The organism is Bradyrhizobium sp. 192 (assembly GCF_023100965.1).
In the GTDB taxonomy this organism is placed as follows: Bacteria; Pseudomonadota; Alphaproteobacteria; order Rhizobiales; family Xanthobacteraceae; genus Bradyrhizobium; species Bradyrhizobium symbiodeficiens.
The window spans coordinates 3445895-3465257 of sequence record NZ_CP064690.1; the positions used below are offsets into that span (position 1 = coordinate 3445895).

The 19363-nt window shown below is 65.1% G+C and carries 19 protein-coding genes; 6 read left to right on the forward strand and 13 right to left on the reverse strand.

Annotated features, from left to right (window positions below):
- Position 1 precedes the first annotated feature (1 nt).
- Entirely contained in the window at positions 2-1081 is a 1080-nt protein-coding gene (locus IVB24_RS15665; RefSeq protein ID WP_247773587.1) for a YeeE/YedE family protein, read from the forward strand.
- On the opposite strand, the gene IVB24_RS15670 is transcribed toward IVB24_RS15665, so the two are convergent.
- Genes IVB24_RS15670 through IVB24_RS15690 form a run of 5 tightly spaced genes read right to left on the reverse strand, consistent with a single transcriptional unit; the run spans position 1082 to position 5839 of the window.
- Positions 1082-2305: a bifunctional alpha/beta hydrolase/OsmC family protein gene (locus tag IVB24_RS15670; RefSeq protein ID WP_247773589.1), complete on the reverse strand. Its 1224-nt coding sequence runs from the start codon at positions 2303-2305 to the stop codon at positions 1082-1084.
- A gap of 27 nt (positions 2306-2332) precedes the next feature.
- The gene (locus IVB24_RS15675) at positions 2333-2992 is read right to left on the reverse strand and encodes a sulfite oxidase-like oxidoreductase (RefSeq protein ID WP_247773591.1); all 660 of its coding nucleotides are present in this window, start codon (positions 2990-2992) and stop codon (positions 2333-2335) included.
- Positions 2993-2995: 3 nt separating this feature from the next.
- Positions 2996-4318, reverse strand: a complete 1323-nt coding sequence (locus tag IVB24_RS15680; RefSeq protein WP_247773593.1) for an MFS transporter — start codon at positions 4316-4318, stop codon at positions 2996-2998.
- Between the two features lie 33 nt (positions 4319-4351).
- Positions 4352-5572 (reverse strand): cytochrome P450, encoded by a 1221-nt coding sequence (locus IVB24_RS15685; protein ID WP_247773595.1) that lies wholly within the window; start codon positions 5570-5572, stop codon positions 4352-4354.
- Positions 5573-5629: 57 nt separating this feature from the next.
- Positions 5630-5839, reverse strand: coding sequence for a ferredoxin (locus IVB24_RS15690; protein WP_007607931.1), 210 nt, complete (start codon positions 5837-5839; stop codon positions 5630-5632).
- Between the two features lie 159 nt (positions 5840-5998).
- Here IVB24_RS15690 and IVB24_RS15695 point away from each other — a divergent pair, with 159 nt between their 5' ends.
- The gene (locus IVB24_RS15695) at positions 5999-6646 is read left to right on the forward strand and encodes a TetR/AcrR family transcriptional regulator (RefSeq protein WP_247773597.1); all 648 of its coding nucleotides are present in this window, start codon (positions 5999-6001) and stop codon (positions 6644-6646) included.
- On the opposite strand, the gene IVB24_RS15700 is transcribed toward IVB24_RS15695, so the two are convergent.
- The 4 genes from IVB24_RS15700 to IVB24_RS15715 all read right to left on the reverse strand — a co-directional run bounded on the left by IVB24_RS15700 (position 6643) and on the right by IVB24_RS15715 (position 10712).
- A complete protein-coding gene (locus tag IVB24_RS15700) occupies positions 6643-7293 on the reverse strand; it encodes an aspartate/glutamate racemase family protein (protein WP_247773599.1) in 651 nt (216 codons plus the stop codon). The genes IVB24_RS15695 and IVB24_RS15700 overlap by 4 nt on opposite strands.
- A 169-nt stretch (positions 7294-7462) precedes the next feature.
- A complete protein-coding gene (locus tag IVB24_RS15705) occupies positions 7463-8476 on the reverse strand; it encodes an amino acid ABC transporter substrate-binding protein (RefSeq protein WP_094975316.1) in 1014 nt (337 codons plus the stop codon).
- A 10-nt stretch (positions 8477-8486) separates the two neighbouring features.
- Positions 8487-9836 (reverse strand): aspartate aminotransferase family protein, encoded by a 1350-nt coding sequence (locus IVB24_RS15710; protein ID WP_247773601.1) that lies wholly within the window; start codon positions 9834-9836, stop codon positions 8487-8489.
- Between the two features lie 3 nt (positions 9837-9839).
- A complete protein-coding gene (locus IVB24_RS15715; protein ID WP_094975314.1) occupies positions 9840-10712 on the reverse strand; it encodes a MurR/RpiR family transcriptional regulator in 873 nt (290 codons plus the stop codon).
- Between the two features lie 89 nt (positions 10713-10801).
- Here IVB24_RS15715 and IVB24_RS15720 point away from each other — a divergent pair, with 89 nt between their 5' ends.
- Positions 10802-11989 carry an ABC transporter permease subunit gene (locus IVB24_RS15720; RefSeq protein WP_247773602.1) on the forward strand — a complete coding sequence of 396 codons (1188 nt, stop codon included), beginning with the start codon at positions 10802-10804 and terminating at the stop codon, positions 11987-11989.
- Positions 11990-11991: 2 nt separating this feature from the next.
- Positions 11992-13098: an amino acid ABC transporter permease gene (locus IVB24_RS15725; RefSeq protein ID WP_247773604.1), complete on the forward strand. Its 1107-nt coding sequence runs from the start codon at positions 11992-11994 to the stop codon at positions 13096-13098.
- Between the two features lie 150 nt (positions 13099-13248).
- Here IVB24_RS15725 and IVB24_RS15730 read toward each other — a convergent pair whose 3' ends face one another.
- Both IVB24_RS15730 and IVB24_RS15735 read right to left on the reverse strand, forming a co-directional pair.
- Positions 13249-14667, reverse strand: coding sequence for an amidase family protein (locus tag IVB24_RS15730; protein WP_247773606.1), 1419 nt, complete (start codon positions 14665-14667; stop codon positions 13249-13251).
- 120 nt (positions 14668-14787) lie between these two features.
- Positions 14788-15564, reverse strand: a complete 777-nt coding sequence (locus tag IVB24_RS15735) for an SDR family oxidoreductase (protein ID WP_247773608.1) — start codon at positions 15562-15564, stop codon at positions 14788-14790.
- A gap of 156 nt (positions 15565-15720) precedes the next feature.
- On the opposite strand from IVB24_RS15735, the gene IVB24_RS15740 reads away from it, so the two are divergent.
- Together IVB24_RS15740 and IVB24_RS15745 are read left to right on the forward strand one after the other, a co-directional pair.
- On the forward strand, positions 15721-16794 hold the full coding sequence (locus IVB24_RS15740; RefSeq protein WP_094975310.1) for a tartrate dehydrogenase: 1074 nt from the start codon (positions 15721-15723) through the stop codon (positions 16792-16794).
- Positions 16791-16976: a hypothetical protein gene (locus IVB24_RS15745; protein ID WP_247773609.1), complete on the forward strand. Its 186-nt coding sequence runs from the start codon at positions 16791-16793 to the stop codon at positions 16974-16976. The genes IVB24_RS15740 and IVB24_RS15745 overlap by 4 nt, the downstream gene beginning before the upstream one ends.
- Before the next feature lie 18 nt (positions 16977-16994).
- Here the strand turns inward: IVB24_RS15745 and IVB24_RS15750 are convergent, their stop codons facing one another.
- On the reverse strand, positions 16995-17966 hold the full coding sequence (locus IVB24_RS15750) for an IS110 family transposase (protein WP_247768358.1): 972 nt from the start codon (positions 17964-17966) through the stop codon (positions 16995-16997).
- Between the two features lie 321 nt (positions 17967-18287).
- On the reverse strand, positions 18288-19361 hold the full coding sequence (locus tag IVB24_RS15755; protein WP_140477862.1) for a malate/lactate/ureidoglycolate dehydrogenase: 1074 nt from the start codon (positions 19359-19361) through the stop codon (positions 18288-18290).
- Positions 19362-19363: the final 2 nt, after the last annotated feature.

Here is a 19363-nt window from a genome sequence, read left to right on the forward strand (position 1 = left end):
CATGGACTCGTCCGCAGCACTCGTCATTGTCGTCGGCCTCGCCATCGGCGTTGTCTACGGCGCCGTCGGCCTTCTCAGTGGCTTTTGCCTGATGAGCAGCATGCGCGGCTGGCTTGCGGAGGGAGACGGGCGGCTGGTGCGGACCTATGCGCTGGCGATCGCGGTTGCGATCGCCGCCAGCCAGTTCCTTGCGGGCAACGGCATGGCCGATCTCGGCAAGTCGATCTACCTGCAGCAGACCTTCTCGGTGCCGGTGCTGTTCTTCGGCGGACTGCTGTTCGGTTACGGCATGGTGCTGTCGAACGGCTGCGGCTCGCGCGCGCTGGTGTTGCTTGGCCGCGGCAACCTCCGCTCCTTCGTCGTCGTGACCGTGCTCGCTATCGCCGCGCAGATGACGCTCAAGGGGCTGATCGCACCGGCGCGCATCACGCTGGTTCAGGCCTCGCAAACCACCGTCAGCGTCAATTCGCTGCCGTCGCTGCTCGCGAGACTTGGCCCAACTGAAGCTCTGTCGCGCACGCTGGCTGCCGCCGTGCTCGTCCTCGTGCTGATCCTGTTTGCCTTCGCGCATCCGATGTTCCGGCGCTCGCCGGGCCAGATCGCGGCAGGCATTATTGTCGGCCTGCTTGTCGCCGCCGGCTGGTTCGTCACCGGCTATCTCGGTGCCGACGACTTCAATCCGGTGCCGGTGACCTCGCTCACTTTCATCGCGCCGATCGCCGATAGCTTGCAATACGCCATGCTCTCGACAGGCCTGACGCTAAATTTCGGCATTGCGACGGTCGCCGGCGTGTTCGCCGGCAGCCTGATCACTGCACTTGCCACGGGCCGCTTCAAGCTTGAAGGCTATTCCTCGCCGCGCCACATGCTGCGCTCGGGCAGCGGCGCCGCGCTGATGGGCATCGGCGGCGTGATGGCGTTCGGCTGCTCGATCGGGCAGGGGCTCACGGGCGTGTCGACCCTGGCGCTGGGCTCGTTCGTCGCGCTCGCCGGCATCCTGCTCGGCACGACCGCAGGTTTGCGTGGCGTGCTGCGGGTTCAGCCGCTCAAGGCAGCCGGGGCTGGTTCGTCGTCCGCTTAGCTAGTCCACGGCCTTGGTCACGATGCGGATCTCCGACGTCAATGTCCGGTGCACCGGGCACTTGTCGGCGATCTCCATCAGCTTCTTGCGCTGGTCGGCATCCAGCGCGCCGTCGATTGCGATGTCGCGCTCGATCTGGTCGAGCATGCCCTCCCTCGTCTCGCACTCCTCGCAATCCTTGGCATAGATTTTCGAGTGCTTCAGCGTGACCGTGACCCGATCGAGCGGCAGCGACTTGCGGTCGGCATAGAGCCGCATGGTCATGGAGGTGCACGCGCCGAGGCCAGCGAGCAGGAAATCGTAGGGCCCGGGGCCGGCGTCCTCGCCGCCAGCTGACACCGGCTCGTCCGCCACGAGGCGATGCGGCCCGACGGTGATGATCTGGTTGAATTTGCTCTTGCGAGTCTCCTGCACCAGGACCTTCCGCGGCTCCTCCGGGAGGTCCATCGTCTTCGCCCGTCGCGCCGTGTCGATATAGCGGCCGGCCCAGGCCGCGATCATGTCGGCGGCATAGAGCGCGTCGGCGGGCTTGGCGAGCAGATGATCGGCATGGTCGAGCGAGACGAAGCTCTTGGGGTGCTTTGCCGCGACAAAGATCTTCGTTGCATTCTCGATCCCGACGGTGTCATCGACGGGCGAGTGCATTACCAGCAGCGCCTTGTGCAGCCCCGTGATGTCTTTCATCAGTTCGTGCTCGGCCACGTCGTCGAGGAATTCCCGCTTGATCCGGAATGGGCGTCCTGCAAGCGAGACCTCGACCTCGCCCTGCGCGCGGATGTTGTCGAGATGCTCCTTGAAGAGGCCGGTCACATGCGCCGGATCGGATGGGGCCGCGACGGTCACGACAGCCGTGGCCTCGGGAATTCTTCCGGCGGCTGCGAGGATCGCGGCGCCGCCGAGGCTGTGGCCGATCAGGAGCGACGGCGCCTTGCGGGCGTCGCGCAGATGGTCGGCTGCGCGCACGAGATCGGCCACGTTGGACGAAAACGTCGAATTGGCGAAATCGCCTTCGCTCGAGCCGAGCCCGGTGAAGTCGAAGCGCAGCACCGCGATGCCCATGGCTGCCAGCGCGACCGAGATGCGCTTGGCGGCGAGCGTATCCTTGCCGCAAGTGAAGCAGTGCGCAAACAGCGCATAGGCCGCGGGCTCGCCGTCCGGCAGCTCCAGCGCGGCTGCAAGCTGATGGTCGCCTTCGCCCGTGAATTGAAAGCGTTCCGTCGGCATGGGCTTCCCCTCGTTCCTGCTTGAATTCTAATCGTCGGAATAGCGCTGCTCGGCCCAGGGATCGCCCCGGTTATGATAGCCGCGGACTTCCCAGAAGCCCGGCGCGTCCTCGGTCAGGAATTCGATGGACTGGAGCCATTTCGCGCTCTTCCAGAAATACAGATGCGGCACGACCAGCCGCACCGGGCCGCCATGCTCCTCCGTCAGCGGCTGGCCGGACCAGCTATGGGCGAGCAACGCATCCTCGGCGGCAAAGTCTTCCAGCGCGAGGTTGGTGGTGTAGCCGTCATGGGAATGCAGTGTCACGAAGCGTGCATCCTCGCGCGGCTGGCAGGCCGCGAGCAGCTCACGTGTGGCAAGCCCTTCCCACTCGTTGTCGTAGCGCGACCACGTGGTGACGCAATGAATGTCGGAGGTGAACCGCGCCTGCTTCTGCGCGGTGAATTCGGCGAAGGTCCAGAACACGGGGCTCTCGACCGCGCCGTAGACGTCGAGCCGCCAGCGGTCGCGCGAGACCGGCGGCACCACCCCGAGATCGAGCACCGGCCAGTCCTTGGTGAGGTGCTGGCCGGGCGGCAGTCTTTGGTCCTCCGGCCGCGTGATCTTCCCTGTGAGAAAGCGGCCCTCGCGCGCCCATTTTTCCTTGGTGCGCGTCAGCTTGCTGTCGGATGGTGTCTCGTCAGCCATGATCTACTCGTGCCGGTGCATTGCCGAAGTGTGCTTGGTGTCGCGCATGGTAGCATAGATCACCAAAGACAGGCAGATGATGCCGCTGAGGTAGAAATAGAACCATTCCTCGTGCCCGATACTCTTGAAATAGAGCGCGATCGCCGGCGCCGTGCCGCCGAAGATCGACACGGTGATGGCATAGGGCAGGCCGACGCCGAGCGCGCGGACATTGGTCGGGAACAGCTCGGCCTTCACCACCGCGTTGATCGAGGTGTACCCGGCGACGAACAGCCAGGCACAGCAGATCAGGACGAACGCGACGAAGGGCGACTTGGTCTCCTTCAGCGTCATCAACAGCGGCACCGTCGCGAGCGTGCCGGCGACACCGAAGAAGATCAGCAGCGGCTTGCGCCCGATCTTGTCGGAGATCGCGCCGTAGATCGGCTGGAGGATGGTCGCGAAGATCAACGTGCCGAAGATCACGAAAGTGGTCTGGTCCTCCGTCAGCCCGACCGAAAGCTTGACGAAGGTCTGCATGTAGGTGGTGAAGGTGTAGAACGCCGCGGTGCCGCCGGCGGTGAGGCCGACCACCAGGAGGAGCTCGCGCGGATAACGCAGCAAATTGGTGATCGAACCGGTCGGCTTCACCACCTTCCTGGCTTCCTCGAACGCCTCCGTCTCGTGCAGGCCGCGCCGCATCACCGCGGCAAAGATCGCCAGCAGCGCGCCGATCGCGAAGGGGATGCGCCAGCCCCATGCCTTCAGTTCCTCCGGCGTCAGGAACACCTTCTGCAGGAGCAGCAGCACGATGATCGCGGTGAGCTGGCCGCCGATCAGGGTGACGTATTGGAAGCTCGAATAGAAGCCGCGGTGCTTGGGATCGGCGACCTCGCTGAGATAGGTGGCGCTGGCGCCATATTCGCCGCCGAGGCTCAGGCCCTCGATGACCCGGGCAAGCGCGAGGATGACAGGCGCGGCGAACCCGATCGTGGCATAGGTCGGCGTCAGCGCAATGATCAGCGAGCCAAAGCACATGAAGACGACCGACAAGGTCAGCGAGATGCGCCGTCCGAAATGGTCGGCGAGATAGCCGAACAACCAGCCGCCCAGGGGCCGCATCAGGAACGTCGCAGCAAAGACGACGGCAACGTTCAATTGCTGCACGACGGGGTCGCTGCCGGGGAAGAAGGCGGGAGCGAAATAGAGCGCGAACGCCGTGTAGGCGTAGAAGTCGTACCACTCGACGAGATTGCCGATGGAGCCGATGAAGATCGCCTTGATCCGCCGCCTGGCGTCGGCGATGTCGATGTGGTCGGAGGCCGGTTTGATAGCTTGCTCAGTCACGTCCGGCCTTTCCGTATCGCTGTTTGGAAAGGCCTACATCGCCTTTCCAAACAGAAATGGCAACTGGCGGGGGCCTCTCACCGTGCCCTGCGACCAAGTCACGGTGCCTGCCGGATCGAGCCGGAAGTCAGGAATCCGCTTCAGCCATTCCTCCAGCGCAACCTGCATCTCCATGCGCGCAAGGTTGGAACCGACGCAGCGGTGAATGCCGAGGCCGAAAGCGGCGTGACGATTCTCGCGGCGGTCGATCACGACTTTGTCAGCGTCCGGAAACACCTTGGGATCGCGGTTCGCGGCGGGGAACGACAGCAGCACCATGTTGCCCGCCTTGACCGGGCATCCCGAGATCGTGGTCTCCTTGACGACCTCGCGCGCCATCGTCACCGGCGAATAGGCCCGCAGCAGTTCCTCCACCGCTATCGGGATCAACCCGGGCTCGGCGATCAGGCGCTCGCGGTCGGCGGGCGTCCGGGCGAGGTGCCAGAGCGAGGAGCCGATCGCGCTCCAGGTGGTGTCGATGCCGGCGATCAGGAGCAGGCGCAGCGAGCCGAGGACGTGGGACTCTTCCAGCGGCTGGCCCTCCTTGTCCTTGGCATTCATCAGATAGGAGATGAGATCGTCGGTCGGCTTGGATCTGCGCTCCTCGATATGCGTCCTGAAATAGGCGCTCATCTCCTGTACGGCCTGGAGCAGCTTGCTCTCGTCCTTGATGCCGAGCTCCAGGATCATGTGGATCCAGTTGATGAAGAGATCGCTGTCGCTCTCGGGAATGCCGAGCATGTGGGCGATGGCCCGAACCGGGATATACTTGGCGTAGCGCGCGGCGGCGTCGACCTTGTCGTCGGCGATGAAGCCGTCGATCAGCTCGTTGCAGATCGCGCGCATCCGCGGCTCCAGCTTCTTCATCGCGTCCGGCGTGAAGGGAGGCAGCAAAAGCTGCTTGGCCGGCTTGTGCACGGGCGGATCCGAAGTGATCGGCGGCGCGGCGTTCCTCGCGACCTCGGGACGGACGTCGCGCACGATGATGCGGCGCGAGGAGAAATGCTCGGTGTCGTTGGCGATCTCGCGCACCGCTTCATAGGTCGTCGGCATGTAGCAGCCGAGGAAACGCTCGGTGTGCACAACCGGACTTGCGGCGCGCAGCTCCTCCCAGATCGGGAAGGGATCCTCCGTCCATAGCGGATCGGTATGATCGAAATCATGGACCCAGTTGGTGACGGGCGGATGGGCGGCGGGCGGACTGGTGTCGGACATGGCAGGGAATCCCTTGGCTCGTGTTCGCTGACAGGACGCGGGGCGGACGAGGCCGCGCTACTCCTCGATCACATCGATCGCGATTTCGGGGCAATTGGATTTGGCAAGCCAGGCCTTGTCCTCGAGCCCCGGCGGGACCGTGCCGTCGCCGGCTTCGTGGGCGTTGCCATATTCGTCCAGTTCGAACAATTCCGGCGCGAGCGCCTTGCAGCGCGCGTGGCCCTGGCATTTGTCGGGATCGACGTGAACCCTCAGTCGCTCTGTCATGGCGGCATCCTTGGTCGCATGTGCGCCGGGACCCGCAGGGCGGCGCGTTCCTCAGGGTGGTCTTTATCCGCGACCTTTGTCGCGGGCTTTAAGTTATATGCTATTACATTCGCGGCAGGCTTCCCCTGTCAAGCGCAAACTTATAGGCTTCGCCACAACATGCGCTCACAACTCGCCCGCAAGCCTGCCAACACCTACCACCATGGCGATCTCCGCGACGCGCTGATCAAGGCTGCGCTACGCGAGGCGGAGCAGGGCGGGGCCGAGGCGATCAGCATCAAGGCGCTGGCCAAGCAACTTGGCGTCTCGCAGCCAGCGCCATACCGGCACTTTGTCGACCGTGATGCGCTGCTAACGGCGGTGACGGCGGAGGCGTTCCGGCAGCTCAGTGCACTTCTGCGCGAGGCAATGGCCAAGCCGTCGAGGCAATCGAAACTGTCGCGGCTGGCGCAGGCGACGCTCGATTTCGGTTTGCGCCGCAACGGCATCTACCGATTGATGTTCGCCTCGCGCACAGTGTCGTGCGCTGCCAAGGGCAGCGAATTGCACGAGGCGACGCGCGAGACGTTTGCACTCGTGATCGAGGCGCTGGAAGCGCCCGCCGTCGGTTATTTGCGCGAACGCCAGGCGCTCAAGATCTGGGCGGCTTTGCACGGCGTGGTGATGCTGGCCGAGCAGGGCCTGTTCACCGGCGAGGCCGCGCACGCCACGCGCGAGGAGCTGGTCGAGGATTTCGTCAGCGAAACGAAGGCCGCGCTCGCAGCCGCGATCAAGGGCGCGCGGCGTGGGAAGGCGGCTGGTACCTAAGCTGTCACCCTCAAGAGGGTCATCAGCCTGTCGACGGCGCTGTCCGGCGTGGTCACGACGGGACGGCCGGTGGCTTCCGCGACCAGCGGCGCGGTTGCCGCGATGCTGAACTGCGCCAGCGCGATGATGTCGCAATCGCGCAGATCCTTTGATGCTTCCACGATCAGCCGGTCGTGCATGGCGCGGTCGCCGCGGTCAAGCGCCGCCAGCGCGCCCTCGGCGAGCTTCGGCACGATCTCGACCGAGGCCGGAAACTCCGGCGGCATCGAGGCCAGCGTTGGCGGGAAGGTCGAGAGGAGGCCGATCCGCTTGCCCATCGTCACCGCGCGCGCGATCATGGCTTCGTTCGGCTTCAGTACCGGCATCGGCGCATGCGCGCGTGCCACCGCCTCGATACAGGGGCCGAAGGCCGAGCAGGTGAACAGGATCCCGTTCGCCCCGGTCGCCGCCGCATAATCGCCGAGCGCAAGGAAGCGCTCGGTCATGGCGTCGTTGAGCACGCCGTCTCGGGCCAGATCCGCCGACAGACTGTCGTCGAGCAGGTTCATCAGCCGCGCCTCCGGCCAAGCCTTGGCGAACGCCGCTTCGATCGGCGCGATGGAATGCTTGAGGGCGTGGATCAGGGCGATGCGAGGGGGCGTCGTCATTCAACGTGGCTACCTGAGAGGTCTCGCGCTCCGGACGCAGCGCAGCACGTAGTGATGCGCTGCTGAGCCGGGGCCCATTCCTTTGGTGTGTCAGAAGCCGTGGCTTCCTGGGTCCCGGCTCTGCGCAGCGGCGTTGCACGCCGCAGCGCGTCCGGGACACGAGAGACGTTTACTTGAACGGCAATGCGTACATCAAGCCGCCCTTGCTCCAGAGGCCGTTGAGGCCGCGATCGAGCTTGAGCGGGCTCGCCTTGCCGACATTGCGCTCGTAGATCTCGCCGTAATTGCCGGTGGCCTTGAGCGCGGTGACCAGCCATTTGTTGTCGAGCCCGAGCCGCGAACCGAGATCGCCGGAGGCCCCCAGCAGGCGCTGGATCGCAGGCGTCTGCGACTTCGCCATTTCGTCGACATTGCCTTGCGTGACGCCGAGCTCCTCGGCCTCGATCAGGCCGTAATGCAGCCAGGTGATGATGTCGCTCCAGACCTCGTCGCCGTTGCGGGTGAAGGGCCCGAGCGGCTCCTTGCTGATGGTTTGCGGCAGCACGACGTAGTCGGCCGGGTTCGGCGCGGCGGTCGTCACCGCGCCCGCGAGCGCGGAGGCGTCCTGGGTCATGGCGTCACAGCGGCCACCGAAGAAGGTCTGGTACATGGTGTCGACGCGGTCGAACACCAGCGGCTTCCAGTCGATGCCGTTGGCGCGGCCGTAATCGCCGAGCGTGACCTCATGCGTGGTGCCCTGCGCCACGCAGACGGTGGCGCCCTTCAAGTCCTTGATCTCCTTCACGCCGAGGTCCTTCTTCACGACAAAGCCCTGGCCGTCGTAGAAGTTGATCGGACCCTGGCGCAGGCCAAGCGTCACACCGCGCAAGTAAGTCTGCGTCGAATTGCGGTAGAGCACGTCGATCTCGCCCGATTGCAGCGCAGTGAAACGGTTCTGCGCGGTCAGGGAGACGTAGCGCACCTTGCTGGCATCCCCCAGCACGCCGGCTGCGAGCGCGCGGCAATAATCGACGTCGAGGCCCTTGTAGTTGCCTTGCGAGTCCGGCGCCGAGAAGCCGGCAAAGCCGGCGCTGACGCCGCACACCAGCGTGCCGCGGCTCTTCACCGTGTCGAGCGTCGCGGCGGATGCGACAATTGTCGATGCAGCGAGCACGCCCGCCGCGATAACCACTTTCCTCATCATGCTACTCCCCTCAGTGATTGACACTACGCAACACGTTGTCGACGGCCGTGCCGAGCTTGTCGACGATCTGGTCGATTTCGTCGGCGGAGGCGATATAGGGCGGCGCCAGCAGCACATGGTCGCCGCGAACGCCATCCACGGTGCCGCCGCCGGGATAACAGCCGAGCCCATTGGCGAAGGCCTCCGCCTTGATTTTCTGATTGAGCTTGAGCGCGGGATCGAACGAGGTACGACTGGCGCGATCGGAGACCAGCTCGATCGCCCAGAACAGGCCGCGGCCCCTGATGTCGCCGACATGGCGGTGATTGCCGAAGCGCTCGGTCAGGCGCTGTTCGAGCTGCCTGCCGCGCTCCTTGACGCGCTCGAGCAGGCCGTCCTCGCGGATCACCTCCTGCACGGCCAGTGCGGCGGCGCAGGCGAGGGGATGCGCGAGATAAGTATGGCCGTGCTGGAAGGCGCCCGAGCCGGCGCGGATGGTGTCGATGATCTTGCCGCTCGCGAGCATTGCCCCGATCGGCTGGTAGCCGCCGCCGAGCCCCTTTGCGATCGCCTGGATGTCCGGCGCGACGCCTTCCTGCTCCCAGGCGTGCGTGGTGCCGGTGCGGCCCATGCCGCACATGACCTCGTCGAGGACGAGCAGCGCGCCGTGCCGGTCGCAGATCTCGCGCACCGCCCTGAAATAGCCGTCCGGTGCCGTCACCGCGCCGGCGGTGGCGCCGACGACGGGCTCGGCAAGGAACGCCGCGACGGTGTCGGGGCCGAGCCGCTGAAACTCTGCTTCGAGCTCCGCCGCAAGCCGCGCAACGAACTGTGTATCGGATTCACCGTCGCGCTTTTCATGATAGGCGAATGCCGGCGTCACGTGGCTGAAGGCGGCCGAGAGCAGCGGCGCATAGGGCGCGCGCCGCCAGGCGTTGCCGCCGGCGGCGAGGGCGCCCAGCGTGTTGCCGTGGTAGCTCTGTCGCCGCGCGATGAAATGCTGACGCAGTGGCTCGCCGCGCTCGATGAAATATTGCCGCGCGAGCTTGATGCTGGCCTCGATCGCCTCCGATCCGCCGCTGACGAAATAGGCATATGCGAGGCCGCCGGGCTCATTGCCGACCAGCGTCTCGGCGAGGGCTTCGGCGGGCTCGGACGAGAAGAAGGCGGTGTGCGCATAGGACAGCGTCGAGGCCTGCTTCGCCATCGCCGCGATCACGCGTGGATGCTGGTGGCCGAGGCAGGAGACCGCCGCGCCGCCGGAGGCGTCGAGCACGCGCCGTCCGTCCTCCGCAAAGAGATAGACGCCTTTGCCGCCGATCGCCCTGGGTGGCGTCTCGCGCAACGAGCGGTGCAGCACGCGGCTGGTGCGAGGGGCCATGGGTCAACCTTTCTCCGAAACGTAGGTGGAGGCAGCAGCGAGCCGCGCCTCGGTATGCTCCAGGCGCTTCTTTGCGGCGACGCCGCCGAGCGCGAACGTCACTGCCGCCAGCGACTGCGCGATCGCGATCGCGCCCGTGAGACTCGGGAAGAAGCCGGGAGAGGAGGCCGCCTCGAACAGCAGGACATGGTCGGCCCCCTCGGCCATCGGTGCCGAGAGGCTGTCCGCGACGGCAATCAGCGTTGCGCCGCTGCGATGGGCAGCTTGCGCGACGCGGACGCTCGCATGCGTGTAGGGCAGGAAGCCGATGACGATGACGGCCTCGCCAGGGCGGAAGGCGCCGAGATCGAGATCGTCGGGGCCGGACACGCCGATGAGCTGCACCTGTTCGGGACGGAACAGCCGCAGCTCGTAGTTCAACAGCTCGGCCACGCTCCGGCAACTGCGATAACCTGCGATCCAGATCCGCTTGGCCTCATGCAGGGCGCGTGCGGCTTCCACAATCGGCTGGGCGGGGATCCGCGGAAGTCCGGCGGCCTCTGCCTCGAGCTTGTCGGTGACCAGTGCGACATCGGCATTCGGGCCGGGCCGGCGGCTTCTGGCGCGGCCAGAGAAGGGCGACGTCTGCGAGGGTCGCCGCGCCTCGGTCAGCGCTGCGCGTAATTCGTCCCAGCCGGAATAGCCGATAGCCTTGGCGAGGCGCGTGAACGCGGCGGGATCGGCGCCGGCAACTGCGGCGAGGTCGCGCATCGACCGGGTGGTGGCGTCGTAATCGTTGGCAGCGACGAAGCGTCCGACTTCCTGCAGCCGCATCGGCAGCGATGGCAATGCAATGCGCAGTTCGCTCAGCGGCGAGGATTTCGCGGGCTCGGCCATGAAACATTTGTTGCACGATTTTTATAATGGTGCAACAGTTGACGTGCCGCTGCCGGAAATCGCCGCCTCTCGAGAAGGATTTTTGCGCTGTGACCACGGACACGCCGAGACCGCCGCCGCGCCCCCGCTTTTTCAGCGCATGGGGGCCCAGTGAGCTGAAGGGCCTGTTCTGGCAGGTTCTGGTGGTCGCGATCGTTGTCGGCGTTGTCGGTTTCCTCTGGTCCAACACCGTCACCAACCTTTCGGCGCGCCGCATCACGACCGGCTTTGCCTTCCTCGGCCGTGAGGCCGGCATGCCCATCGCCGACAGTTTGCTCGCCTATAATCCGAGAGACACCTATCTCTGGGCCTTCGTTGTCGGCGTCGGCAACACCTTGCGCGTCGCCGTGATCGGCATCGTGCTCGCGACCATCCTGGGCACGCTGATCGGCATTTCGCGATTGTCGGCCAACTGGCTGCTGTCACGACTTGCCGCCGTCTATGTCGAAACGCTTCGCGACATCCCGCTGCTGCTCCAGCTTCTGTTCTGGTACGTGCTGATGCAGGCGCTGCCGGCCGCGCGCGCGGCATGGCGGCCGATCGACGGAGTGTTCCTGTCCAATCGCGGCCTGATCGTGCCGGCGATTCCGCTTGGCCCGCCGCAGCTCTGGGTGCTCGGCACGGCGGCGTTCGGCCTTGCCGTGGTCTATCTCATTCGGCGATGGCTGGTCGCGCAGCAGATGCGCGACGGCAAACCGCGGCCGGTATGGCCCTTTGCGGTGAGCTTCGTCCTCGCGTTGCCCGTGCTGGTGTCCGTACTGCTTCGCGTGTCCTGGACAATCGAGTGGCCGGAGCTGCGCGGCTTCAACTTCGTCGGCGGGCTGACGCTCGCTCCGGAATATTTCGCGCTTCTGATCGCGCTTGTCACCTACACCTCGGCCTTCATTGCCGAGATAGTGCGTAGCGGCATCCAGTCCGTGCCGCGCGGGCAGTGGGACGCCGCCAATGCGCTTGGCCTGCGCCGCAGCTTCATGCTGCGGCAGATCATCCTTCCGCAGGCGCTGCGCGTGATCGTGCCGCCGATGACCAGCCAATATCTCAACCTGACTAAGAACTCCTCGCTTGCGGTCGCGATCGGCTACCAGGACGTGGTCTCGATCGCCAACACCACGCTGAACCAGACCGGGCAGGCGATCGAGGCGATCGCGCTGATCATGGCGGTGTTTTTGACCATCAGCCTTTCCATCAGCTTCTTCATGAACTGGTACAATTCGCGCATCGCTCTGGTGGAGCGCTGAGCATGGCTGTGATCGCCGATATCCCGGACGCGCCGCGCGCCGCCCGCCGTCCGCAGATCGGCAACCCCGTGCTGCGCTGGCTGCGCGCCAATCTGTTCTCGTCGATCCCGAATGGCATTCTATCGATCGTGCTGTTGGCGGTGCTCGCCAGGGGCATCTTCAGTTTCGTTCAGTGGGGCATCGCGAATGCGGTGTGGTTGACGCCGGCGAACGATTCCAGCGCCTGCCGCGCGGTGCGCGGCCTCGGCGCCTGTTGGGCGATCATTCCCGAAAAGTACCGCTTCATCCTGTTCGGCACTTATCCGTTCGACGAGCAGTGGCGCCCGGCGCTGTCGGTGGTACTGTTCATCGCGCTGTATTTCCTCTCGACCCGTCGCGCCTTCTGGCGGCGCGAACTCATCTATCTCTGGATCGGCGCGCTCGCGCTGATCAGCGTGCTGATGTGGGGCGGCGTGCTCGGGCTCTCCTTCGTCTCGCAGGACCGTTGGGGTGGTTTGCCGGTCACGCTGATCCTCGCGACGTTCGGGCTTGCATTCGGCTTTCCGCTCGGCATTCTCGTCGCGCTCGGCCGGCGCTCGAAGCTGCCGGCGATCCGCTCTCTCAGCGTGCTCTATGTCGAACTGATCCGTGGCGTGCCGCTGGTGAGCCTGTTGTTCATGGCGAGCGTGATGTTTCCGTTGTTCATGCCCGCTGGATTCAACATCGACAAGCTCTTGCGCGCGCAGATCGCGATCATCCTGTTTGCGGGCGCCTATCTCGCCGAGGTCATCCGCGGCGGTCTTCAGGCCGTGCCGCGCGGGCAATATGAAGCGGCCGACGCGCTCGGGCTGTCCTACTGGCGCAAGCACCGGCTGATCGTGCTGCCGCAGGCGATCCGCCATGTCATCCCGCCGCTGGTCAACACCTTCATCGCCTTCTTCAAGGACACCAGCCTCGTCCTCATCATCGGCATCTTCGATCTGCTGACGACGGCCAAGACGGCGATCATCGATCCCGCCTGGCAGCAGTTCTCGGTCGAGGTCTATATCTTCGTCGCCGCGATCTATTTTGTCTTTTGCTTTGCGATGTCGCGGTACAGCAGAAGCCTGGAGGCAACGAGCGGAAGATGAGGCATCTCGTGTCCCGGACAAGGTGCAGCGCGTAAGCGCTGCGCCGCAGAGCCGGGACCGAGAGATATAAGCGAGGTCGCGGATGGATAGGCCCCGGCGCTGCAGCGCACCACTGAAAAAGCGCCGCGCTGCGACCGGAGCGCGCGACGGTTACTTCTTCTCCCTGGGATCGATCGGCGTCGTCCCGCGCACGCCCAGGATATCCTCCAGCACTTTCGCGCCCCCGATCACCTGGGCGTCCGCGCGCGGTGCGCCGACGACCTGCACGCCGACCGGCAGGCCCGAGGCCGTGAAGCCGCATGGCAGCGACAGCGACGGGCAGCATGCGAGCGTGATGGCGTAGACGATGCCGAGCCACTCGACGTAATTGTCAAATCTCTTGCCGGCGCATTCGGCGACATAGCGGTGCTCGATCGGGAAGGGCGGCACGATCGTGGTCGGCGTCAGCAATAAATCGTAGGTCTTGAAGAACTCGACCGCCCGCGCGGTCATGCCGACGCGCTGGGCCTCGGCGCGTGCGAGCTGTTCCACCGTGAGCTTGAGGCCTTCCTCGATGTTCCAGATCACCTCGGGCTTGAGCAGGTCGCGCTTGGTGCGCAGCAGATTGGCCTTGGTGATCGCGAAATCGAAGGCGCGCAGAATGTGGAAGCATTCATGCGCCTCGCGCCAATCCGGATGAGCCTCCTCGACGATGGCGCCGGCCTCGGCAAAGCGTTCCGCCGCCTTGCGCGTGATCGCCTTGACCTCGGGATCGACAGGCGTGATGCCGAGATCGGGCGAATAGGCGATGCGCTTCGGCTTCTTGCCGGACTGAGCCGCCGACAGGAACGAGGTCGTGGGCGTCGGCAGCGATAGCGGATCATCCGCGTAGTCGCCGCTCATGGCATCCAGCAGCAGCGCGAGATCCTCGACGTTGCGCGCCATCGGACCGACGACGCCGAGATTGCGGTCGATGCCGGATTTCGGGGTATGTGCGACGCGGCCGATACTCGGGCGCATGCCGACGACGCCGCAGAACGCGGCGGGGCTGCGCAAGCTGCCACCCATGTCGGAGCCCTGCGCCAGCCAGGCCATGCCGGTCGCGAGCGCCACCGCCGCGCCGCCGGAAGAGCCCGCCGCGGATTTCGAAGTATCCCAGGGATTGAGGGTCGCGCCAAACACCTCGTTGAAGGTGTTGGCGCCGGCGCCGAATTCCGGCGTGTTGGATTTAGCGTAGACGACCGCGCCGTTGGCTTCGAGATTCTCGACCATGAGGTCGGACTTCGCGGGGATATTGTCCCTGAAGATTGGCGAGCCCTGCGTGCTCAACACGCCTGCAACGTCGGTCAGATCCTTGATCGGCACCGGAAGGCCAGCGAGCAGCCCCCGCGCGCCGGCGGGCTTCCGCATCAGCGCCTTGGCGTTGTCGCGCGCGCGATCGAAGCACAGGATCGGCAGCGCGTTGACCGTGCCGTCGACCTCACTGATGCGCTTCTCCAGCACATCCAGCAGTTCGAGCGGCGAGACATCGCCGGACCGCAGCTTGTCGACGACGGCGCAGGCGTTTTCGCGGATCAGGTCTTGAGACAACGACTTACTCCTATGCTTATTGTGTTCGTCACTCCGAGGAGCAAAGCGCGAAGCAATCCAGAGTCCCTCCTTGGCAACAGTCTGGATTGCTTCGCTTCGCTCGCAATGACGTGGACAGAGTTAGCTCCAGCCAGCGCTGATGCCGCCGTCGACCGTGTAGATCACGCCCGACGTATATCCGGCGCGGTCCGAAGCCAGGAACGCCACGAGGTCACCGATCTCGCGCGCATGTGCGGGGCGACCGAGCGGCAGGCTCTTCTGGAATTCCTTGTAGCGGCTCTCGTCGCCGAACTGGTGCTTGGCCCGCGTCTTGAGCAGGGTGACGTGGCGATCGGTGCCGACGGGGCCGGGATTGATGCCGACCACGCGGATGTTGTCGGCGAGACTTTTTCCCCCGAGCGCGCGGGTGAAGGCCATCAGCGCGGCATTGCCGGCGCTGCCGCAGATGTAGTTGGCGTCGAATTTCTCACCGGCCGCCCCGATGTCGTTGACGATGACGCCGCCGCTCTTGGCCTTCATCTGCGCGTAGATCTGCCGCGTCAGGTTGATGTAGCCGAACACTTTCAAATCCCAGGCGTCCCGCCAGGTCGCCTCGTCGATCTTGTCGATCGAGCCGCCGGGGATGTCGCCGGCATTGTTGACGAGCACGTCGATGTCGGCGGCTTCGCCGGCGAGCCGCGCCAGATCCTCAGGCTTGCGCAGGTCCACGACGCTCGTCGCGGCATCGATCTGGTGGGCAGAGCGCAGGCGGTCCGCCAGCGCCTTGAGCTGATCGCCGCTGCGCGCGGCGAGCAGAAGGTTTGCGCCTTCCTCGGCAAAGGCTTCGGCGGCGGCGGCGCCAATGCCCTTGGACGCGCCCGTGATCAGGACGCGCTTGCCACGCAGATGCAGATCCATGAGGTTACTCGCTCGGTGGGGAACTGGATGAAATCAGTAGGCGCTTGGCCGCGCCATGGTCAACATTGCAGTGCAGCGTTGCGCTGCCGCCGCGTTTGGTCCATTGCAGTGCGGTCAAAAAGGCGGCGGCTGCCGGACCAAAGAGGGACGTTCTCGATGAGCAAGAAACAATACCGGATCGCGGTCATTCCCGGCGACGGCATCGGCAAGGAAGTGATGCCGGAGGGCCTGCGCGTCCTGGAGACGGCGGCGAAGAAGCACGGGGTCTCGCTGCATTTCGACCATTTCGACTTCTCGTCGTGGGACTATTACGAGAAGCACGGCCAGATGATGCCTGACGACTGGAAGGAGAAGATCGGCAAGCACGACGCGATCTATTTCGGCGCGGTCGGTTGGCCGGCCAAGATTCCCGACCACGTCTCGCTGTGGGGCTCGCTGATCAAGTTTCGCCGCGAGTTCGACCAGTACGTGAACCTCCGCCCGGTGCGGCTGATGCCCGGCGTGCCGTGCCCCCTGGCCAACCGCAAGCCCGGTGACATCGATTTCTGGGTGGTGCGCGAGAACACCGAGGGTGAATATTCCTCCGTCGGCGGCCGCATGTTCCCCGACACCGACCGCGAGTTCGTGACGCAGCAGACGGTGATGACCCGCACCGGCGTCGACCGCATCCTGAAGTTCGCCTTCGAGCTCGCGCAGTCGCGGCCGAAGAAGCACCTGACCTCCGCGACCAAGTCCAACGGCATCTCCATCACCATGCCCTATTGGGACGAGCGCGTTGAGGCGATGGCGAAGAAGTTTCCCGGCGTGAAGTGGGACAAGTACCACATCGACATCCTGACCGCGAACTTCGTGCTGCATCCGGACTGGTTCGACGTGGTGGTCGGCTCCAATCTGTTCGGCGACATCCTCTCCGACCTTGGTCCGGCCTGCACCGGCACCATCGGCATCGCGCCGTCCGGCAACATCAACCCCGAGGGCGATTTCCCCTCGGTGTTCGAGCCGGTGCACGGCTCGGCGCCTGATATCGCGGGGCAGGGTATCGCCAACCCGATCGGCGCGATCTGGTCGGGCGCGATGATGCTCGATCATCTCGGCGAGAAAGTCGCCGGCAAATCGATCGTCGACGCGATCGAGCGCACGCTGGCCGAACGCACGCTCCGCACCAAGGACCTCGGCGGCAACGCCGACACCACGGCGTGCGGCAAGGCGGTTGCGGATATGGTGGATTGACCTTCGTAGCAACCATTAAGGTTCTCCCGATTTTCCGCAAGCATGACGCCGGGCTTGCAGCCGTCAAGGTGTGGCCTGGCGGCAGCGAGTTTGACGCGGGGCGTTCGCGACGGCCAACCTTGACGGCCGCGGCGCACGGCGTCGTCCAGGCGGAAGGTCAGGACGAAGAAACGGCCGCCTGATCGAACAAAGAAACGCGATCAGGTGGCGGGCAGCTTGGCAGTTTGAGGCGCTTCGGCGATCCACGGAGTTCCGCGGGCGACCACGGCGTTGATCGTGACGAGCAACTTTCTGGCGCAAGCGACCAGCGCGCATTTATGAGATTTTCCGGCGGCGATCAGCCTTGTATAGAGAGCCTTCATCTGCGGGTTCCATCGGGAGGATGCCGGAAGAGCCGCGTTGTAGAGCGCCCAACGCAGCCGCTCACGGCCACCTTTGATGTGACGGGCACCGGATCGTTCGCCGCTATCGTCGTCGTAAGGCGCCAGTCCACTGAGAGCTGAGGCCCGTTCGCGTGTGATGTTGCCGATCTCGGGCATCCTGATCAGGACGGCAGCCGCGGTCGGCAGACCGCAGCCGGCGACGCTGTAGATCAGATCGAGCCGTGCGGCGAGATCAGGATGCTTGCGGATCGCCGCCAGCAGCGCCTTGAACTCGGCTCGTTTGGACTTTGCCAACAGCGCGATCTGCGCCTTCCAAACCCCTTGAATCCGCTTGTCGCGGCAACTCTCGAGCCGGTTCTTCAGCCTTGCGATGTCTTCCGTGATCTGATCGATCATGGTCAGATGCTCGGCAAAGGGCTGCAACCGCGGATCCGGTGCAGGATGGATCGTCTTGACCGCGGCAGTGCACGTCGCGATCAGCGCCGCGTCGATCCTGTCGTTCTTAGCCAGCAGCAGACGGAACGTGGCATAGGCGCGGACCTGCTTCGGCTGAAACAGCACGACGACGAAACGCTTGCGCCGCAGCTCCGCAACGACCGCCTGCTCGTAGCCTCCACTTGCCTCGATCCCGACCCTCTTTACCTTGCGGCACTTCAACCACTCCACCAGCGCCTGGTGACCTCTTGCCGTGTTGTCGACCCGCAACTGCTCAGAGTTGCCATCGATCGCCACGTCGAGCTTGCGTTTGCCGGTATCGATCCCGGCACAGATCGTGTTACGCTTGGCCATCTTCCTCGACCCTCCCTTGTTATGCGAACCTGAAGTTCGTTCAACCATGCGGGTCCCGATGAAGTGCCGACCGCGATCTTGCTACGAAACGCAGCCCTCAAGGCTTCGGTGGGCATCGATCCGATCGATCGGCGGCCCAGCCAGGGTGGCCACCCGGGCTGGGCCATTCCTCACGGAACGGGGCCAATCCTATACCGATGCGCTAATACAAGGGTGGGTAAAGGCGCGAAGCGCCGTGCCCACCTCTTCCATTGCGGAACATTTGATCGGAAGTGGTGGGCACGCTTTGCTTTGCCCACCCTACAATCCGCGTTAGGTCAATCAACCCGCGATCTTCTCGATCGCCGCCTGATCCAGCCCGAACTTCTTCCCGGCCTCGATGATCTCCTGCCAGGTGGTCGGATCGACCGGAATGCCCTCAGCCAGGCGCTTCTTCTTGGTCTCGCGCTCGGGCTCGCCGGCGATCTTGACCTTGTCGACGCCGGCGGCAGGCGGCGAGCCGGTGTGCCAGGCGACGAAGCTCTCGACTTCATGGGCGAGGTTCTCGCCGGTGCCAAGCTTGCCGGGGTCGATAACGATCGAGAGCATGCCGTTGAGGACGTTGTGCTTGCCGTCGGACGGGCCCTTGACCACCTGCCCGCCGGAGAGCGCGCCGCCGAGGATTTCGCACACCAGCGCGAGGCCGGAGCCCTTGTGCTCGCCGAACGGCAGGATGGCACCGTGCGGCGGGATCACGGTGTAGCGCGGGTTAGTGGTGGGCTTGCCCTCGTTGTCGATGATGGTGCCCGGCTCTAGTTCGACGCCCTTGTTGTGGGCGACGCGGGTCTTTCCTTGCGCGATCCTGCTGGTGGCGAAGTCGAGCACGATCGGGTCCTTGCCCCTGCGCGGGATGCCGACGCAGAACGGGTTGGTGCCGTGGCGCGCATCGCTGCCGCCCCACGGCGCCACGATTGGGCGGGAGATGACGTTGACGAAGTGGATCGAGACCAGCCCGTGGTCGATGCACTGCTCGGCCCAGTGGCCGATGCGGCCGATATGGTGCGAGTTGGAGAGGCCGACGAGGCACACGCCGTTTTTCTTGGCGCGCTCGGCCGCCAGCTCCATCGCCTCGTGGCCGATCACCTGGCCGTAGCCGGTGAGGCCGTCGAGCGTGAGCAGCGGCCCGGTGTCGAGCACCACCTTGACGTGCGCGTTCACGGCGAGGCCGCCGTTGGTGACGCTCTGGACATAGCGCGGGATCATGCCGACGCCGTGGGAGTCGTGGCCCTTGAGGTTGGCCTCGACCAGATTGGTGGACACCAGCTCGGCTTCGCGGTCCGAGGAGCCGCCGGCCTTGACGATGGCGCGGATGGCGTTGGTGAGCGGTTCTGCCTTGATGGTGCGATAGTCGGCCATTG

What these genes read in the sequence shown, in the direction of transcription:
- IVB24_RS15665 (WP_247773587.1), top strand. Translation starts at nt 2, where the DNA reads ATGGACTCGTCCGCAGCACTCGTCATTGTCGTCGGCCTCGCCATCGGC.
- IVB24_RS15700 (WP_247773599.1), bottom strand. Translation starts at nt 7,293, where the DNA reads ATGACGACGCCCCCTCGCATCGCCCTGATCCACGCCCTCAAGCATTCC.
- IVB24_RS15755 (WP_140477862.1), bottom strand. Translation starts at nt 19,361, where the DNA reads ATGGCCGACTATCGCACCATCAAGGCAGAACCGCTCACCAACGCCATC.
- IVB24_RS15735 (WP_247773608.1), bottom strand. Translation starts at nt 15,564, where the DNA reads ATGGATCTGCATCTGCGTGGCAAGCGCGTCCTGATCACGGGCGCGTCC.
- IVB24_RS15705 (WP_094975316.1), bottom strand. Translation starts at nt 8,476, where the DNA reads ATGATGAGGAAAGTGGTTATCGCGGCGGGCGTGCTCGCTGCATCGACA.
- IVB24_RS15690 (WP_007607931.1), bottom strand. Translation starts at nt 5,839, where the DNA reads ATGACAGAGCGACTGAGGGTTCACGTCGATCCCGACAAATGCCAGGGC.
- IVB24_RS15685 (WP_247773595.1), bottom strand. Translation starts at nt 5,572, where the DNA reads ATGTCCGACACCAGTCCGCCCGCCGCCCATCCGCCCGTCACCAACTGG.
- IVB24_RS15695 (WP_247773597.1), top strand. Translation starts at nt 5,999, where the DNA reads ATGCGCTCACAACTCGCCCGCAAGCCTGCCAACACCTACCACCATGGC.
- IVB24_RS15715 (WP_094975314.1), bottom strand. Translation starts at nt 10,712, where the DNA reads ATGGCCGAGCCCGCGAAATCCTCGCCGCTGAGCGAACTGCGCATTGCA.
- IVB24_RS15710 (WP_247773601.1), bottom strand. Translation starts at nt 9,836, where the DNA reads ATGGCCCCTCGCACCAGCCGCGTGCTGCACCGCTCGTTGCGCGAGACG.
- IVB24_RS15675 (WP_247773591.1), bottom strand. Translation starts at nt 2,992, where the DNA reads ATGGCTGACGAGACACCATCCGACAGCAAGCTGACGCGCACCAAGGAA.
- IVB24_RS15740 (WP_094975310.1), top strand. Translation starts at nt 15,721, where the DNA reads ATGAGCAAGAAACAATACCGGATCGCGGTCATTCCCGGCGACGGCATC.
- IVB24_RS15670 (WP_247773589.1), bottom strand. Translation starts at nt 2,305, where the DNA reads ATGCCGACGGAACGCTTTCAATTCACGGGCGAAGGCGACCATCAGCTT.
- IVB24_RS15725 (WP_247773604.1), top strand. Translation starts at nt 11,992, where the DNA reads ATGGCTGTGATCGCCGATATCCCGGACGCGCCGCGCGCCGCCCGCCGT.
- IVB24_RS15750 (WP_247768358.1), bottom strand. Translation starts at nt 17,966, where the DNA reads ATGGCCAAGCGTAACACGATCTGTGCCGGGATCGATACCGGCAAACGC.